16 protein-coding genes and 1 pseudogene are annotated in these 16,883 nt (G+C 39.7%); 5 read left to right on the top strand and 12 right to left on the bottom strand.

The window, feature by feature from the left end; all coding sequences use genetic code 11:
* Positions 1-26 precede the first annotated feature (26 nt).
* A complete protein-coding gene (locus tag ON01_RS06075; RefSeq protein WP_010530123.1) occupies positions 27-323 on the top strand; it encodes a hypothetical protein in 297 nt (98 codons plus the stop codon).
* 233 nt (positions 324-556) lie between these two features.
* Positions 557-745 (top strand): hypothetical protein, encoded by a 189-nt coding sequence (locus ON01_RS06070; RefSeq protein WP_010530122.1) that lies wholly within the window; start codon positions 557-559, stop codon positions 743-745.
* A gap of 346 nt (positions 746-1,091) precedes the next feature.
* Here ON01_RS06070 and ON01_RS06060 read toward each other — a convergent pair whose 3' ends face one another.
* The 3 genes from ON01_RS06060 to ON01_RS06045 form a co-directional block, all read right to left on the bottom strand.
* Positions 1,092-1,364, bottom strand: a complete 273-nt coding sequence (locus tag ON01_RS06060) for a hypothetical protein (RefSeq protein WP_010530120.1) — start codon at positions 1,362-1,364, stop codon at positions 1,092-1,094.
* Positions 1,365-1,652: 288 nt separating this feature from the next.
* Complete coding sequence (locus tag ON01_RS06050; protein WP_010530118.1) at positions 1,653-1,871, bottom strand: DUF2922 domain-containing protein; 219 nt, start codon at positions 1,869-1,871, stop codon at positions 1,653-1,655.
* A gap of 122 nt (positions 1,872-1,993) precedes the next feature.
* On the bottom strand, positions 1,994-2,221 hold the full coding sequence (locus ON01_RS06045; RefSeq protein ID WP_010530117.1) for a DUF1659 domain-containing protein: 228 nt from the start codon (positions 2,219-2,221) through the stop codon (positions 1,994-1,996).
* An 854-nt stretch (positions 2,222-3,075) separates the two neighbouring features.
* Here ON01_RS06045 and ON01_RS06040 point away from each other — a divergent pair.
* Positions 3,076-3,756: a GntR family transcriptional regulator gene (locus tag ON01_RS06040; protein ID WP_010530116.1), complete on the top strand. Its 681-nt coding sequence runs from the start codon at positions 3,076-3,078 to the stop codon at positions 3,754-3,756.
* Here the strand turns inward: ON01_RS06040 and ON01_RS06035 are convergent.
* The 9 genes and pseudogenes from ON01_RS06035 to ON01_RS05990 all read right to left on the bottom strand — a co-directional run bounded on the left by ON01_RS06035 (position 3,732) and on the right by ON01_RS05990 (position 14,198).
* Complete coding sequence (locus tag ON01_RS06035; protein WP_010530115.1) at positions 3,732-4,922, bottom strand: saccharopine dehydrogenase family protein; 1,191 nt, start codon at positions 4,920-4,922, stop codon at positions 3,732-3,734. The two genes, ON01_RS06040 and ON01_RS06035, sit on opposite strands and share 25 nt — an antisense overlap.
* A 15-nt stretch (positions 4,923-4,937) precedes the next feature.
* Positions 4,938-6,347, bottom strand: coding sequence for a Na+/H+ antiporter NhaC family protein (locus tag ON01_RS06030; protein ID WP_010530114.1), 1,410 nt, complete (start codon positions 6,345-6,347; stop codon positions 4,938-4,940).
* Between the two features lie 145 nt (positions 6,348-6,492).
* Positions 6,493-7,248, bottom strand: a pseudogene (locus ON01_RS06025) (glycerol dehydrogenase); the annotation flags it as partial.
* Positions 7,249-7,496: 248 nt separating this feature from the next.
* On the bottom strand, positions 7,497-8,588 hold the full coding sequence (locus ON01_RS06015; protein WP_010530111.1) for a DnaD domain-containing protein: 1,092 nt from the start codon (positions 8,586-8,588) through the stop codon (positions 7,497-7,499).
* 41 nt (positions 8,589-8,629) lie between these two features.
* Positions 8,630-9,196, bottom strand: coding sequence for a sigma-70 family RNA polymerase sigma factor (locus ON01_RS06010; protein WP_010530110.1), 567 nt, complete (start codon positions 9,194-9,196; stop codon positions 8,630-8,632).
* Positions 9,197-9,332: 136 nt separating this feature from the next.
* Positions 9,333-9,575, bottom strand: a complete 243-nt coding sequence (locus ON01_RS06005; protein ID WP_010530109.1) for a helix-turn-helix domain-containing protein — start codon at positions 9,573-9,575, stop codon at positions 9,333-9,335.
* A 1,199-nt stretch (positions 9,576-10,774) separates the two neighbouring features.
* Positions 10,775-11,653, bottom strand: a complete 879-nt coding sequence (locus tag ON01_RS06000; protein ID WP_010530108.1) for an NAD(P)-dependent oxidoreductase — start codon at positions 11,651-11,653, stop codon at positions 10,775-10,777.
* A gap of 54 nt (positions 11,654-11,707) precedes the next feature.
* On the bottom strand, positions 11,708-12,853 hold the full coding sequence (locus ON01_RS05995) for a glycerate kinase (protein ID WP_010530107.1): 1,146 nt from the start codon (positions 12,851-12,853) through the stop codon (positions 11,708-11,710).
* Positions 12,854-12,926: 73 nt separating this feature from the next.
* Positions 12,927-14,198 (bottom strand): SLC13 family permease, encoded by a 1,272-nt coding sequence (locus ON01_RS05990; protein WP_010530106.1) that lies wholly within the window; start codon positions 14,196-14,198, stop codon positions 12,927-12,929.
* Between the two features lie 355 nt (positions 14,199-14,553).
* On the opposite strand from ON01_RS05990, the gene ON01_RS05985 reads away from it, so the two are divergent.
* Positions 14,554-15,651 carry a tartrate dehydrogenase gene (locus tag ON01_RS05985; protein ID WP_010530105.1) on the top strand — a complete coding sequence of 366 codons (1,098 nt, stop codon included), beginning with the start codon at positions 14,554-14,556 and terminating at the stop codon, positions 15,649-15,651.
* Positions 15,652-15,896: 245 nt separating this feature from the next.
* Complete coding sequence (locus tag ON01_RS05980) at positions 15,897-16,622, top strand: GntR family transcriptional regulator (protein WP_010530104.1); 726 nt, start codon at positions 15,897-15,899, stop codon at positions 16,620-16,622.
* Positions 16,623-16,883: the final 261 nt, after the last annotated feature.

The raw sequence follows: 16,883 nt of genomic DNA, 5'->3' as shown, positions 1-16,883 counted from the left end.
TTCAATCACGGAAGGAGACATCCCAAATGTTCAGATGTGCATGGTGTATGAAGAAAATCGGTGACAACGAGCCATTACACGCAATTGATGTTAAGTTTGCCGAGGGAATTGACTACTCAGACGAGGAAGGAGAGATTGTCCAAGTTTATTTAAATTCACGGCAGACAAGCGTTCCAATGATTGTTACAACAGCTGATTCTGAAGCCAAGAAAAATGGACAAGACGGCTTATTTGCAGTCTGCAGCAAAGCATGCGGCGAAAAAATGAAAACTGCCCTAACAAAAGAAATTGATACGTTCAAAGGGTTTTCGGATATGGCGTGATAACGATTGGCCTCTGGATCTGTTCACTGCAGAGGTTCCGAGGCTTTTCCGTTTTCTTCTTTTAAATCCTCCAGGTACCCTTCCCACGCAACAACGATTTTCCGTTCTCTTTGCGAACACCATATACTATCTCAAATAAACCTTCAAAAATTTTCATTAACCATGCCACCTTTTCCACCTTTCTTTAGATTATAAATGTTGAAAAACCCGCAATTTGGTGGATTATTCGCTCAATGGTTATGAAAAGTAGACAGCTACCAGTTAAAGGCAAAGTTGTGTCTGAATGGTTCAAAGAGCAAAAGCGGGAACAGACATTGGAAGAGAAGCAGAACGGCAGGAGGAAACAAATACTTATTTGCTTGGTTCTGTGGAATGAGGAGAATGTGAGCAATTATTGGCGAAACATTCAAAACGGAAAATAGAGGCTGGTTAAGGATTTTGATTCAGGTAATTTATATTAAAAGCTCCGAGCAAAAAAGTACTGACAGTTTAGATTATTTTGGAAAAGACCACTAAAAATAACATTTGTCTGTAGAGTCAACCACTCGAGAAAACAACTGATGAAGAAGCAATTTAAGCTCATCAACATTCTCATTTTTCTCCAGGAAATAATATTGCCAAGACACTAATATTATCTTGGTCTTTTTATAATAAATCCGGAATTTCTTAATAACGATTCGTGAAAAACCCTTATAGGCACCGAATTCTTCTATGTAAGCCTGTCCAACAAGGTCATTTTTAAGGAATCCCTCAATATCTATAATCAATTTAGAAATAAAAGCCATAGTTTCTTCCGAGCGACTTGAATAACTCCGAAGTTGACATACCTCTTCCCTCTTTATATTCATTCTGACTTTCCTCAATCATCTGTTTAAGATGAGGATTTTTTTCAACATCAGCTTTAATTGAATTTTCTTCCTCTTCCTGTAACACGAGGGTGAATTTTCCCTTACCTGGAATAGAAAATTGAAAAACTGAATTATCTCGGTCCATATTTTCTATGCGCTTCATAAGTTCTTCTGATGATTGAATGAACCCCATATAATCACCGCCATTTAGTATTTTCTTTATCATATCACAATATAGGTTATCGTAAATACGATTTTCTTAAATTGCTTACTCATGGATGAAAAAACGACAAAACGGCTTATTACAGCCTGCAGCAAAAAGTGCGGTAAAAAAATGAAAACTGCCCTGGAAAACGAATATCTTTTCAGATATGGAATGATATAGTTGTTCCGGGATTTGGTCAAAATAATCTTAGCTTTATTAATCCAAAAAATATTTTGAGAGGTGTGCAAGTATACAACACACCTCTCATTAAAATATTTATTGTGGCAATTCAATCTCCTCAACATTCCGCTCAACAATCCGTGCTTCCTTGATGGACACGAGATCACCGCCTGATGATGTGAATGCGTTCTGATTGATGATTTCGTCCATCGCAGCTTTAATAGCTGCCGGATCAGCCGGTTCAACCGGTTGTTCCAGTGAATATGTGACAGTCTTTTCGTCTTCATTTAAAAATTTCAATTCAAGCTTTTTCATTTATTGTCACCTCCTCCCCCGCGCTAAATCAAGACATTCAGATCCCCTGGCAGAACTATGATTCATCATTTCCCGAATCCCCCCATACAGTTCTGCTTCTGTCTGCTAAACCTCCCTCATGCTTATGCGCCTGCGGTAATTTCGGAGCTATCATTACGCTCCACTTCTACCAGCGGGCGCTGCTGCAGCCCTGCAACCGACGTTGCGATCGCATAAAGCTGATCGGCGGTTGCCTGTGGTTTGACATTGTTGAAGCCTTTCGTTTTGAAAAGCTGCTTCCCGGACATTTCGTCGAACCCATCATCCAGGATGAGACGCAGTCGCGAGCTGACCATTTGCTGTTCGGCCATGTTGCTCACCTCCCTTCACCCCTATAATCGAAATGAAACGCAAAAAAGGGGCATGGAAAACAAAAAAATTTTTGAAGTTCCATGCCCCTTTTCCAGGCTGGATTCGATTATAGGAGAAAGAGGGAGTTTGTGGAGTCGAAGGTTTTGAAGCAAACGGAGTCGACATGGGAAACGGTGCTAGGCACTTCTTGCTGGGTTTAATAGATAATATGAAAGAATTCTCTTCTACAAAAAACTAGGCAAACACACAATTTGTCATTCCTTCATATCGTATATAAAACAGCATGGAGGAATGAGTCATGGAAAAGGAAAATCCGGCATCAAACAACCCGCGGAACAACCGTACTAAGTGGCATTTGTTTGAAATTATTGGGGCTTTTTTTCATCGTTATACTATCCATTGCAGTTTGATTTTTCGTACCTGACGCGCTTTCACGATAGCAACAGCATGTTTGCTTGGCTATTGGCTGACACCATTTTTGGGGGTGTAATAATTGACTAATCAATACATGATTCGAGGTGGAAAAATCGCTGCGGTCGATGAATAGATTACCCTTCGAAAAAAATATCCCGACATGGATGTCATCCCTCCAAATATTGAGAAATTAATTTAAGAAGGCGCTTTTTTTGTTGCATATGATAATCAGTTATTTAGTAGCCCAACTTTTATTGAGTTCAAACAAATGGTGATTGTTCCGACTCTTATATTAATCTTAATATTCATCTAACTTCTGTATTTTAGCTTTTGCATATCCATAGCCAGACTATCATCTCTTTAATGATTTTTTCCTTTAAATCATCTATAATAAATAATAATCATCATAACACGAAATATTCAAATTAGGGGTGTGATTATGGCAAAACTATCAATGAAGGAATACGTCTATCAAACTCTGAAATATGCCATATATGAACAAAAGCTAGTACCAGGGCAAAAGATGGTTGAACATGATATTTCCAGTTCGCTATCCATAAGTCGCACTCCTATTCGCCAAGCATTTACCCAGCTACAAGAAGAGGGATTTCTCACTATATTGCCGAATAAAGGAGCACAGGTAATAAATCCTACGATAGAAGAAATCACAGAGGCATTTACACACCGGAAAAACCTTGAATTATTAGCAACCAGCAATATCATGCAAGCCATTTCAACGAATAATATACATAGATTAAGTGAACTTGTAAAGCTGGAAAAAGAATCCTATCAACAGAAAGACCTTCTTGGCTATACAGAAGTGAATAAAGAATTTCATTATACCTTACTAAAGGGTTGCAGGAATCGATTTTTGAAAAATCACACCTTAAAAATGATTAACCAAACACATATCTATCTTGCTTTATATGATCATTTCTTTCACATCGATGAAAAAGAAAACATCCGAAGCTCAAATGAGCATCAGATGTTAATTACATTGATCAAGGAAAAAGAAATAGAGGCTTTTTCTCAATTATTAGCCAAACATATTAGCACTGCAACTGAAGAATACAAAAGTAGAGTCAGTCGATTTCATCAGGCAAGTGATTTATTTAATTGACTCTTTGATTCCCTTATATGAATGCCTCGCTTGCCAATTTCTTCAATAAATGCCATATAAGGTATATCTGTTGTTGGTGAAAGCACGCCCTTTTTCTTAATCGTACCATTCGCAATCATATTGGCTACAATACTAGCCGTATAACCAACCGTACGATTCATAGCGAATAAACCTGTACCCAAATCGCGCTCATCAATCATTTCATAGATAATCTCGATACCTTTCCCATCTTTTTTGCCCCTAATAATATTTTTCATCAGAACAAGGTCTTTCTCATGCAGTTCGTATTGTAGACGGGGCTCTAAATGTTTCAGCAAGAATTCATGTGGGGTCACATTACCATTCAGTCCTGGAACGCTTTCTGTTTCCAAGAATCCCAGTCTGATTACATTACGCCAAAACTGAGCATGCCCTGACCACCGAATTGATCGTCGTTCCGTGTTGATAACTTCCTTTTCTATCCCTAATAATTTCGCAAAGTTAATTGCATTTCCATTCGGAATTGATTCAAACCCCTCTATTCCAGATAGTGTAATATCTGTAATCCATTTTTCGTTATGCTGGTCATCTGCAGGGATATCAATATTCTCCCCATTACACTTCATTAAAGCTGGTCGTTTATATGACATTAATGTGCTATCGAAATTCCAAGAAATTTTATATCTCAGTGGATTATCAGCGGCATCAGCTTCTGGTACACCGCCACAATATGAATAAAGTTCATGTACTTCATCCAATTGGCTGACACCATATCCGCACAACACCAAATCAATTCCAGGATCCAGCCCGGACTCAGGCATTATAGCTACTTCTTTTTCTTTTGCCTTTTCATAAACTTCCTTGGACAGACCACTTGCATACGAACAATTTACCAATGGAACTCCTGCTTCGATTGCCGCCCTCGCTGCATTTTCATTGAATTGCTTTGGCAACAAATCAATCACCACATTAGCTTCTTCTTTGAAAAGAGCTGTCAGATTTTCCTTAGATGTGGCGTCAATTTCTCGTCTTACTATCTTATCCATGTTTAGATGTTCGCTAAACGAATCAACTGCTTCAAATGTTACATCAGCACAAATAATTTTCATAACATCTTTATTATTCCCTAAATCCTGTAATGCGGCCCTACCTTGAAGACCTGAACCGCCTAAAACAATAACTTCCATGCAGCAAACCTCCTATTAAACTAGTAATCCAAGTATTAAATAAATACCAACTCCAACAGTTCCCATTAACAAGGAATATGGAATTTGCGTACGAACATGATCGATATGATCCACGGCAGCGCCTGTCGAAGATAATATGGTAGTATCCGATAATGGTGAACAATGATCTCCAAATACTCCTCCACCGGCAACTGCAGCAATCGTTGCCAGAACAACCGTATTAATATCGCCACCTGCAAAGCCGATAGCTAATGGTACGGCAATTGGAATCATTATCCCAAACGTTCCCCAAGAAGTACCAGTTGAAAAGGCAATCAATCCAGCCAGTATAAACGTGATAGCTGGAAGTAACCCTGGATTAAGCCAAGATTCAGTCACTTGAATTAAATAATTGGCAGTTCCCATCTTTTCACTCAGCAAATTAATTGTATAGGCGAAAACCAAAATCATGATAGCAGGCATAATCCCTTTGATACCATTCATGGCTGTATCCATAATATCCTTAACCGGAATTCCCTGAAATCGCATCACAATCCCTAAAAATATTACTGCAGCAAGAAATGCTTCCATTGTTTTGGCAGAACCAAGACCAATATAAGTACCGACAGCAATTATGATAATTAATAGTACTGGCAGAAAAAAATTCCATGCAATACTAAGTAACCGGTCCTTAAAATATGGCTCAATACTAGTCAGCTCTTTCGATATTAGTGGCGTTGAATTATCGCGAATAAGTTTCCCTTCCTTAAGCGCACGTTCCTCAGCCTTTTTCATTGGTCCAAAGTCCTTGATGATTCCAGAAGCAATCAGACCAACCATCAACACGGATAAAACGGCATAAAAATTGAAGGGGATAGCTTTAGTAAATACTGCTAGCGCATCTGCTTCATTCTGTATCGGACCAAGCCCAATTAACAGACCTGATATGAACACTGCCCACCCGGTGATCGGTACGATAACACTAACCGGTGCCGAAGTAGAATCACAAATATACGCGAGCTTTTCGCGGGAAATTTTTACTTTGTCTGTTACTTTCCTCATTGTTGATCCTACAAACACAGGGCTAAAGTAATCACTAAAAAACACAAACAGCCCCATAAACCATGTCGTAATCCCTATCCGATTTCTTGAGAACTGTCTTCGGCTGACCACATCAGCAAAACTTTGAATACTCCCAGTACGCTGAAATAGTGCAATTAGAATACCAATAAAAATTTCTAAAAGGAAAATCCAAGAAAAATCTTCATTACCTAATGCTTCCTTCATCAAATCCGGAAAACCCAGCAACCCCTCCCCAGCTAAAAATATACCAACAATACAAGCGATAGCTAAAGACAAAATGGTATCCCTAGTCCAAAAAGCGAGTACAATAGCAATTAATGGGGGTAGCACCGATATAAAACCCAACGTTGTAACATCATCCATCATTTCACCCCCCTCGTAAGCGTTTACATTATTTTTATGATGTACTACTAAATTGTAGTACAATTATTTTGTTAATATTGGACCGCAACGGCAAGGGAACCGCTTGCGATAGCTAAGCTTAAGACAAAAACAGGGTGTTCATTAAAACATTGAAGGCCTGATGGATTGATTCGCCTTCAGTGGTTGCTGCTTCGGCTACTTTCATGATGTCGTCTCGTGGGGCGTCTTTCAACTCGATATCCCCGAGTGTTACCGGCAGGCCGAGGCTTGTATACAGTTCAATGTAGCGCTCAATCTCTTTTAAATCACGTTTTTCGAGCGCGAGCTGGACAAGTGTGCCAAACGCGACTTTTTCGCCATGCGTTATATCATGGATGTCACCGTGCAAAGCCGTGAAACCATTGTGGATGGCGTGTGTAACTCCAAGACCGCCGTTTTCAAAGCCTAAACCGCTGAGAAGGGTGTTGGCTTCAACAATAGATTCAAGCGCTGGTGTTACTGATTTGGCTTGTACAGATTCATAAGCCAGATTAGTATATTTGAAAAGCGTTTCTTCACATTTTTCGGCAATCACTTGTCCAGCAATCGTCGTGCTGCCACCTGCCATTGTGTCGCCGCCTGCCTGGATAACACTCCGGGCTTCAACCCATGTTGCCAGAGCATCGGCAATCCCCGATGTCAGAAAACGCGGTGTTGCGCCAACAATTTTTGTATCAATGACGACGAGATCCGGATTTTTATTGTAGAAACGATAACCTTCAAAGACTCCGTCATCCGAATAAACGACGGATAGTGCACTTGTTGGTGCGTCGGTTGAAGCGGTTGTTGCAACGACGGTATAGCCGTTCACTTCATCGGAAACAGCCTTAGTGGTATCGAGTGTCTTACCACCGCCGACACCGAAATGCGACTATTGCATGTACTCATTATATCCCAACGTAATCCCATTAGCCCTTTCAACGTTTCATCAAGCTTTTTGGTATTCCTATTTAAAATCTCAGAAAAACCAGGGCTGATATCCTCCGGTAAACCCGCTTGCCGACTTTTCTTGAAGGGTTTCGTGCTCTTTTTCATAATACATGTTAACATCAAATGCCACCGTCCGTTTTTTATACACCCCTCCTTATGCCAGACACAATAAAAATTCACCTATCCAACTCCCCCAACCTTCTTCTTACTAAACTTAGCCAGAAGCCGCTCACACTCTTCTCGCTCGGCAGATTGCCTATATCGATCCGGCAACGATGATGCTTCTTTTTGTTCTCTTTCCAACGCCTGCTTGCGCTTCTGTTCCTTAAACCATTCCGGAACTACCTCTCTCCTATCAGTCGCCCGCATCCTATTCTTTTGCCTGGCCCGAAATGCGCTGTCATCAGCTGTTGCCTGTTCAACAGTCATAATACCTTTAGTTTCCCAGGATTTGAGGATACCTTTTACATAGCGCCAGGTTGCTTTGCCTTGCTCCAATGCACGCTTCATTGCATCCAGCACGAGCGGATCACCCATATCATTAATCCAGTTACTGATGTCGTCCGCAACATACGAACTAGCGACGCCAAAATTTTTACGGTAAAACTGGATGGCATCAGTTGTGGTTGTTGTTGGTTTATGTTTTGTTTTATTTTTATTTATGTATTGTTTAATTAATGGGTCCGTACTGTGGTCCACATTGCAGGCCATATTGTGGTCCATACTGTAGACCGTACTCTCCTCCAACGTCTGGTCCGCCCGATAGACCATTGTGTTGTCTTCCGCCACAGAATTCGGCGTTTCTTCTGTATGGCTTATTGATGGCTGGCAGTCGGAATTGTAACTTACTGAGGCAGATGTCTCATTAGTGGTATTCATTTGCGGGCGTGTTTGTGGTGTTTCTGCTGTTTGAGGCTGCTGGCTGCGTTCTTCCATAACGGGCTGTGTATCTTGCTCAATATGCAAGACGTTTTCACTTTGATACATCGGCTTAACCTGCGAAATCATGCGATAGGTAGCGGCCTGATTGCCGCTGCCTGGCGTCACGTGGATGTAGCCAGTTTGTTGCAGTTCTTCCCGTGCGCGTTTGAAGGATGTGCCTTTAACACCGGATTTTAACTCGATTGCGGAGGCAGGGACGGAAAACGTCTCCTGCCACCCGCATAGATTATTGAAATGCATCAGCGTGTTCCAGAGAGACACGGCTGATCCAGAAAGTGGATTAAAGATAATCTGATTATAAAAAGCGTTTATTTCCTTTAAATAGTTCATGCGGATTTCTCTCCTTGTAAGTTGTATTCTGTTTTGAGGTATTAAACCGTATCGTCCCATTGGATGGTTTTTCGGAATTGGGGATCTTTCAACTTTTTCTTAACCTGCTTGCCCCAGCTTTTCACGGCATCCACGGTCGTATTTTCCGCTTTGGCGATGTCTTTATAGGGCTTGTCCTCGATAATATGGTACTGAACCCATTTCCATTGATTGTCGGTCAGTCGGGATTTTAAATGGTTCCAAAGGCTGGGATCTTTCAGTGGAAAGTGATATTCATTGACCAGAGGGTAGATCGTTTCACTTTGGTGGCGGTGGTAATTGCCAGTAGTCAGCTGTGTCTTCTGTTCCTGATTTGATCGGTGCTCTGTTTCAGTCTGGCGGGTTTCTTTGCGAATGCAGTCAATCAGTCGGTTGCGAATCATGTAGTTGAAGTATGTTGCCATGGGGCCTTTGTCCGGCTGATACGTTTCATACGCATTCCACATCGCGACTAAGCCCTCCTGAAAAAATTCCTGATGCGGATCGCGGATGTTCAGCTTGTGGATTTGATAGTTAATCCGCTGTCTGTTTTGCTCGAAGATTTCGTCGAAGGTTATTCTGTTGTCCATGTGATTTCTCCTTTGTGTGTGGGTAATAAAGGTAAGATAGGTCGGGAAAGGTGTTGTTGGCCTGGGTATGCGGATAATGCACGCTGGGGGAAGCGGTCTTCAAGAGAGGACAGAACAGTTAAGGTTATAGAGAGGGTTATTCCTCCTGTTTCTGAACGACCTGTTTCATCTCATCAACTAAATGAGAAGGAATATCTAAAATGGTAGCCATTCGGTAAAAATTTGTGATGGTTGTGTTACTTGTACCTCGTTCAATACGCCCGAGATGATTGGTGCTGATACCCAAATCTTCTGCTAACTGCTGCATGGTTAGACCATTTTGTTTTCTGAAATCCCGCACTTTTTGGCCAAAGTGCATTAGAAGTTTTTCATCGTCCACGCCAATCCCCCTTCTCAAGGAATATTATCCTTGTTGAAGGGCCAAACGTACACAACATATATGTTGTATTTGGAATTTTTTTCAGATTTTATCTATTTTTTTAAAGTCAAGTTCGTATTTTTCCCCAAAAATAAAGCCCATTCAATATGGACTTTACTCTTACAAATCTTGTTCTAATAATTCCAAACCGTATACACCGGCTTCTATGTCATCCTTCATGGACAAAAAATATTCTTTTAGTTCGCCATCCGATAATTTGGGTACATTGTTCCAACTGTATTCTCTACGGTCAGGTCATAGTACAACCAAACCTATATCGTTTTTAAATTACTTGGTTACTACAAGATTATATTTCCTTTTATTTGGTGGTATTTTCCATTTCATAACCTCTCATCTCTCACATAATCACCAGTATGACACTGTTTTCAAAAGAAGAAAAGACTAAGCAGCATGTTAGATTTATATACAAACGAAAGTGACTATTACATAATCCTATTATACCCTACTAATTTTCTATTTTAAAGATTAAATTTATGATTTTTCAGAAAATTTTCCGTTGCAATAACAGGCGACTTAGCGAAAGAGGGCCACAATCCTGAAGACCCACAAGTTTTAATTCCGAAAAAAGCAACTGTTTTTAAAAACATGCTTTATTACGAACTATTGGAATTTGTAAAGCTTATGAAAAAACAGCCTCCCTCTATAAAGAAAAATGGAGAACCATGTCTTGAAATCCACAATTCACATCGGCTTCCTGACGGTGGTGCAGATCTTCCTGAATATATTTCTATCATTTGTCCCAACCGTCATGGAAGGGTTTATTACGTAAAGAATCTCTTAATTATAATGAGAAACTTAAGCTAAACATTGAAGATAAAGAGAATTATTTAGTGTTAAAAACAACAACATCCACAAACTCTGACTCCTAGGACCGGAAACCGTATCAGTGCATTTTAACATATTATAAATGGGGTTAATTTGTTGTTATTGCAAGGTTTGTCAGGTGAATGTTATCAAATATACATCAATTCATTTTAGGTTATTTCGACTTATACGTTGCCAAATTTGTGACCAATAGCCAAAATTCTGATCTGTAATAATAAAGACCACTTCGAATGTTAATTCAGCTGAATGTAATGTACAGAAACGTAAATAATAGAAGGGGACTCATCTTTTATCCCCCCCTTCGTTCCTTCTTTTTAATTGCCTTCAAAAAGCTTAATCAACGCCTGTGTTCCACTGTCATTTTCCCCTTTTTCCGCAAGCTCCTTATATAACCTAAGTGAAAGCTCCAATCCTGGTGTTGTGAGTCCCATTTCCTGTGCCGAATCCAGGGCAATAGTCATGTCCTTAATAAAGTGTTTCACATAGAATCCCGGTTCATAATCGCCAGCAAGCATGCGAGGTGCCAATTTTGATAATGAAAAACTGCCGGCAGCCCCCGTTGATATACTGTCGAGAACCCGTGATGGATTTAATCCAGCTTCTTTTGCATAGACAATTGCTTCACTAACCCCAATCATATTCGTCGCAATGGCTATCTGATTCACCATTTTGGTATGCTGACCAGCACCGGCTTCACCCTGCAAGATTATATTTTCACCCATAACTTCAAATAAAGGGAAAACGTCATCATACACTTCCTGATCACCACCAACCATGATGGCGAGTGCTCCATTTTTCGCGCCAACATCACCACCGGATACAGGCGCATCCATTACATGAAAATGCCTTTCCTTTGCCTTTTGCGCAATTTCAATAGCAAGGGTCGGCTTGGAGGTTGTCATATCAATGACATACGTACCTTTTTTAGCATTTTCAATAATACCATCCCCACCAAAGTAAACACGCTCCACATCTGACGGGTAGCCAACCATTGTGATGATAACGTCAGAATCTCTTGCTAACTCGGCAACTGATCCCTTCCAAACAGCACCATTTTCCATCAACTTACGTGCTTTTTCTTTAGTTCTGGTAAACACGTTAATTGGGTATCCGCTTTTTTGCAGATTCCGAGCCATGCTTTTCCCCATAACCCCAGTACCTATAATCCCAATAGTTGATTTATTTGTAATCATTTGCGTTTACTCCTTTCTCTTATGTTTCACGCTTTTACTACCGAATGTTTAAAATCAAGATTTGTAAGTTAACGATAATAACCTGAAAATTTGCTCTGTCTGTTTTTCGATTAATTTACGCCCTTCTTTCATCGAATCCTGTAAAGACATCGGTCCATTAGTAATACTAAAAACTGCGGACAAGCCTTTTTCATATAAGGTTGTCAGGTCACCTTCAACACTTCCTGCAAGTGCTATCGTTGGCAGATTGTATCGCTTTGCAACTTCTGCCAATCCTGCAACTACTTTTCCTGAGGCGGTCTGACCATCAATCTTTCCTTCTCCTGTTAAAAGTAAATCGAAAGTTTCCCGTTGAATCAATTCCTCAAATTGAACTGCCTCCATTACCAATTGGATTCCTGGCTTCAACTCTGCATTCAGCAATCCCAGCAAACCTCCCGCGGTGCCACCTGCCGCTCCCGCTCCCTGAACTTGATGAATAGATTGTCCGGTTTTCTGCTCGATACGATTTGCAAATATCTCCATTGCCTCGTCTAACTCTTTTACCATTTTAGAGGTCGCACCTTTTTGCGGACCAAATATGGCGGTAGCGCCATTAGAACCGACAAAGGGATTGTTCACATCACAGGCAATCTGAAAAAATGCTTCGCGAGTTTTCGGGGTAACATGGGAATCATCAATAACGTGTAAATCTTTTAAGCTGATTCCCCCTGACTTTATTCTATTCCCATTTTCATCTAGAAACTGGTATCCAAGTGCTTTCAAAATACCAGATCCGCCATCATTTGTCGCACTGCCTCCAAGGCAAATAATAAACTTACGAACGCCTTCATTTAAAGCGTGCATGATGAGTTGGCCTGTCCCATACGTTGAAGCAGAACAAGGGTCGAATTCATCTTCTGTAAGTGTATTTAATCCCGACGCTAATGACAGCTCAATAACCGCCGTTCCATCATCCCCTGTTAGACCATATTGCGTCATAACCGACCGTCCTAGTGGATCTTCTACCTCAACTTCATAATATGAGCCACCCGTTGTTTCAACCAAACCGACCATGGTCCCCTCCCCGCCATCTGCCATCGGAATAAGTTCTATATCTGCTCCTGTTCGAACCTTTCGAATCCCTTGTTGCATAGTCAAAGCAGCTTCCCTGGCAGTTATACTTCCTTTAAATGAATCTGGCGCAATAAGAACTTTCATAGACTTTACCCCTCCATATGTTAAATAAAACCGGTTACGGCGATTGTTTTACGTAATTCTGCCTTTCAAAAGTCTAGTAAAACGGGAAGAAAATAGGTAACAAAATCATTGCTACTATTATGGAAACGACAATTAAAGGTGCCCCCACTTTCACATAATCTGTAAACTTGAAACCGCCTAAACCATAAACCATTGTATTTGCTGGCATTCCAATTGGTGTTGCAAATGCTAAAGAACCCCCAATAACCGTAGCCATAAGGACCGCTTTTGGGTCTGCCCCAATACCATTGGCAACGGAAAGGCTTATTGGAACCAGTAGTGCTGTTGTTGCAGTATTTGACATAAAATTTGTCATTAATGCTGAGATCGTCAATATCACAAATAATAATACATATGGTGACGGATTACTGCCCAAAGTTCCGATTAACATATCTGCTATTAACGCCCCTGCCCCTGATTCCTCTATTCCTTTGGCTAATGCGAGTGAACCTACAAATAGAAGAATCGTGTTCATATCTATTGATTTTATTGCATTTTTATTTGAAATAACACCAGTAGCAACTAAAATCAGTGCTCCTGCCCATGCAGAAACATGTAGTTCTACTCCAATCTGATCTTCTAATACCATCGCAAGAACGGTTAGCACAAGTACGAGCACTGCCATAATTTGTTTCCATTTTGGTACACTCGAATAATCTATGGTCTGATTGAAAACAGAGTCCGTGTCTAGAGAATCATCTTCCCTATTCGGAAGAAACTTATACCCATATAAACTAAAAAATAAAATACCAATAACCAGTATAGGTAATCCAACTTTTGCATATTCGAAAAATTCAAAACTTTCACCCATATCATTAAGTGCAGACTGAGCTATTAGATTACCCGGGGCACCAATTAAACTAAGGTTCCCCCCCATTGCAGCTGCTAACACTAACGGTAAAAGTAATCTTGTACGTGCAAACCCAGATCTAACAGCTAGTCCAATAACCACTGGTATTAAAACTGCTGCAGTCCCAGTATTAGAAAGGAGCCCAGACATTAACCCCGTAATAACCATAACAGCAACGATTAACTGTCTTTCTGTTTTCGCAAATTTGGTAACAAACCCTCCTACTTTCTGAGCCATTCCAGTATCAAAAAATGCTGCACCAACAATAAACATAGCCATAAAAAGAAGAACATTTCCATCTACAAAACCAGCAAAAGCCTCTGAAGGTTCTAGAACACCGGTTAATGTGAGTCCAATCGCAACAATCATTGCTGTGATCGCTAATGGTATTTTTTCCCATGCAAACATGACAATAGCAAATACTAGGAAAATTAAAGTGATAATTTCAGAGCTCATAAAAACAGTACCTCTCCTTTCAAATTATCAAGAAAACCCTTTCATTTTATTAGGTCTAATTTTTGAAAATAGAATCAACTTATTTGATACTTAACGGTTGTCCGTCCTTTGTCAAATCCTCACATAAATCACCCTTCTCTAAATTTTAATTCCGGAATAAGCAAGAGAAGTCATATCACCAATAACGACCATTCTATTAAAAGCGCTTTCAGTGATAATTATATTACAGTAATGTATACGTTATGTCAAATATACGTTAAAAAATAAAGATATATTTGTTATTTAAAGTTAACACTTGACATTAATGTATACGTTGTTGATAATATAATTAAATTACACAGGAGGAGGTTAATCGATGAAAAATAAACAACACTATAAAATTGCAGTTATCCCGGGTGATGGGATAGGAAAAGAAGTGATTAATGAAGGTACTCGTGTGTTGGAATTTCTCTCCGCACATTCCAATGGTAAATTTACTTTTGAAACCGATTACTTTCCTTGGGGTTGCGAACATTATTTAGAAAATGGAAAAATGATGGCAGATAATGGCTTAGATCAAATAAAAGATCATGATGCCATTTATTTCGGAGCTGTCGGCTTTCCAGGTGTGCCTGATCATATCAGTCTATGGGGGTTGCGGATAGCTATTTGCCAAAACTTTGATCAATGGGCTAATATTCGACCTGTTGATTTTTTACCAGGTGTAGAAAGCAAGCTTAATCACCCAGACAAAGATAAATTAAATTGGGTGTTAATACGTGAAAACACAGAGGGCGAATATTCCGGTATCGGCGGTCGTAACTTTACCGGCAGAGGTATGGGAAAAGAGGTCGCAGTTCAATCTTCCTTATTCACGGAAGAAGGATGTGAACGTGTTATACGATACGCGTTTGAAACAGCTCGAAAAAGAGATAGAAAAAAAGTAACAAGCGTGACGAAAAGTAACGCTCAGCAGTATGGTATGGTCCTTTGGGATGAGGTATTCGCTCGAGTCAGCAAGGATTATCCCGATGTAGAAACAGATCAGTGGCTTGTTGATGCCATGGCGGCTAATTTTGTTCTGCATCCGGAAGAATTAGAAGTAGTTGTTGCATCAAACCTGCTAGCAGATATTTTATCAGATCTCGGAAGTGCGTTAGCAGGAAGTTTGGGGATTGCGGCAAGTGCAAATTTAAATCCAGACCGCAAATTTCCAAGTATGTTCGAGGCTGTACATGGCTCTGCGCCAGATATTGCTGGAAAGGGCCTAGCTAATCCAATCGGTGCTATTGGAAGTGCAGCCTTAATGTTAGACCACCTAGGCTTGAAGAAAGAGGCAGCTTTTGTTAACCAAGCCATTAAAAATGCAACCAAATCAGGATATTTAACCGCAGACATAGGGGGAAGTACTTCAACGAAAGAAATGACAGACTCTATTTTAGAACAGTTAGCAAATGTTTATGAGAAGGCTTAATATACCTGGCATTCATACAGTCAAATTCAACAGCAAAACGATATAAACTTAAATTATTAGCAATAAAAGCAGCATAAATTAGGTTTGAAGACATTTTTTAATAGACATCTTTCTGGTATTGTAAAAATACAACTACCTGCCAAGAAAGATGTCTATTACATAATAATCAGAGAAAGAGAAATTCTTTTAATATAAGCAGGCGTATACATTCATAAGGTTTTACAGCAAATGGAGGTTCTTTTTTTATGCCAAGCAAAAATCAGATTAATTCAGAAAGCAGTACCAATTTAAAAGAGGATTTATCAGAAATTATGCATGATATTGAAGAACCTCGATTGCCACAAAAAGCTTATCATATTATTCGAACTGCTATTAAGAGGTTAAAGCTTGCTCCTGGAAAAACATTTTTAGAACGCGAAATAGCGGAAATGTTAGGAATGAGTCGAACCCCGATAAGAGAGGCGTTGGTTCGTTTACAGACTGAAGGCATGATTACATTAGTACCAAGACGTGGGTTTATTATTAATCCAATTAAGAAAGATGATTTAAAGGAAATTTATGAAATCACGGAGAGCTTAGATGGTCTGGCAGTTGAGTTAGCAACCAATAAAATAACGGAAGATGAACTGCAGCATTTAAAAGAGCTTATTGCGCAACAAAAAGAGTGTTTATATGAAAATGATCTGTATAAATGGTCATTACTAGATGATCAATTTCATTCGGATATTATTAAGTATGCTAATAATATCCGCTTAACTAATATTATTGATATCCATTCTGATCATCTTTATCGTGCGAGACTGTATACAATTAACGATAGACCAGTTCCATATCGCTCTGTCACCGAACATCAGGCGATTATAGCGTGCATGGAAGCACAAAACGGAGAAGCAGCGAGACTTGCGATGCAATCACACCGTAAACGTGCTTTGTCGGAAATTTTAAAGGTTTTAGAAGACATCGATTTCTAGGCGTTAAATAATCCTGCGGCAGCTATTGATGTGACCAAAACACTAACAAAACTTTAATGGGGGCTTATGAAATACAATAACTGATCTTCCACAATCGGGACCGTTTGTTTTCCACTTCTTATCACAAACCTTGACACGCTACACTGAATAAAGGATTAAAATATAGAACCATATTTGGAAACAACCTCACTTTTAGTCTTAATAATAAGATTTTTATCGTTAAAATAAAGCTTTATTGTGTAAGCGTCAAATAGTTCCCAC

The sequence above is a fragment of the Lentibacillus jeotgali genome, from assembly GCF_000224785.1.
Lineage (GTDB): Bacteria > Bacillota > Bacilli > Bacillales > Amphibacillaceae > Lentibacillus > Lentibacillus jeotgali.
This window is presented reverse-complemented; position numbering and strand designations above follow the sequence as displayed.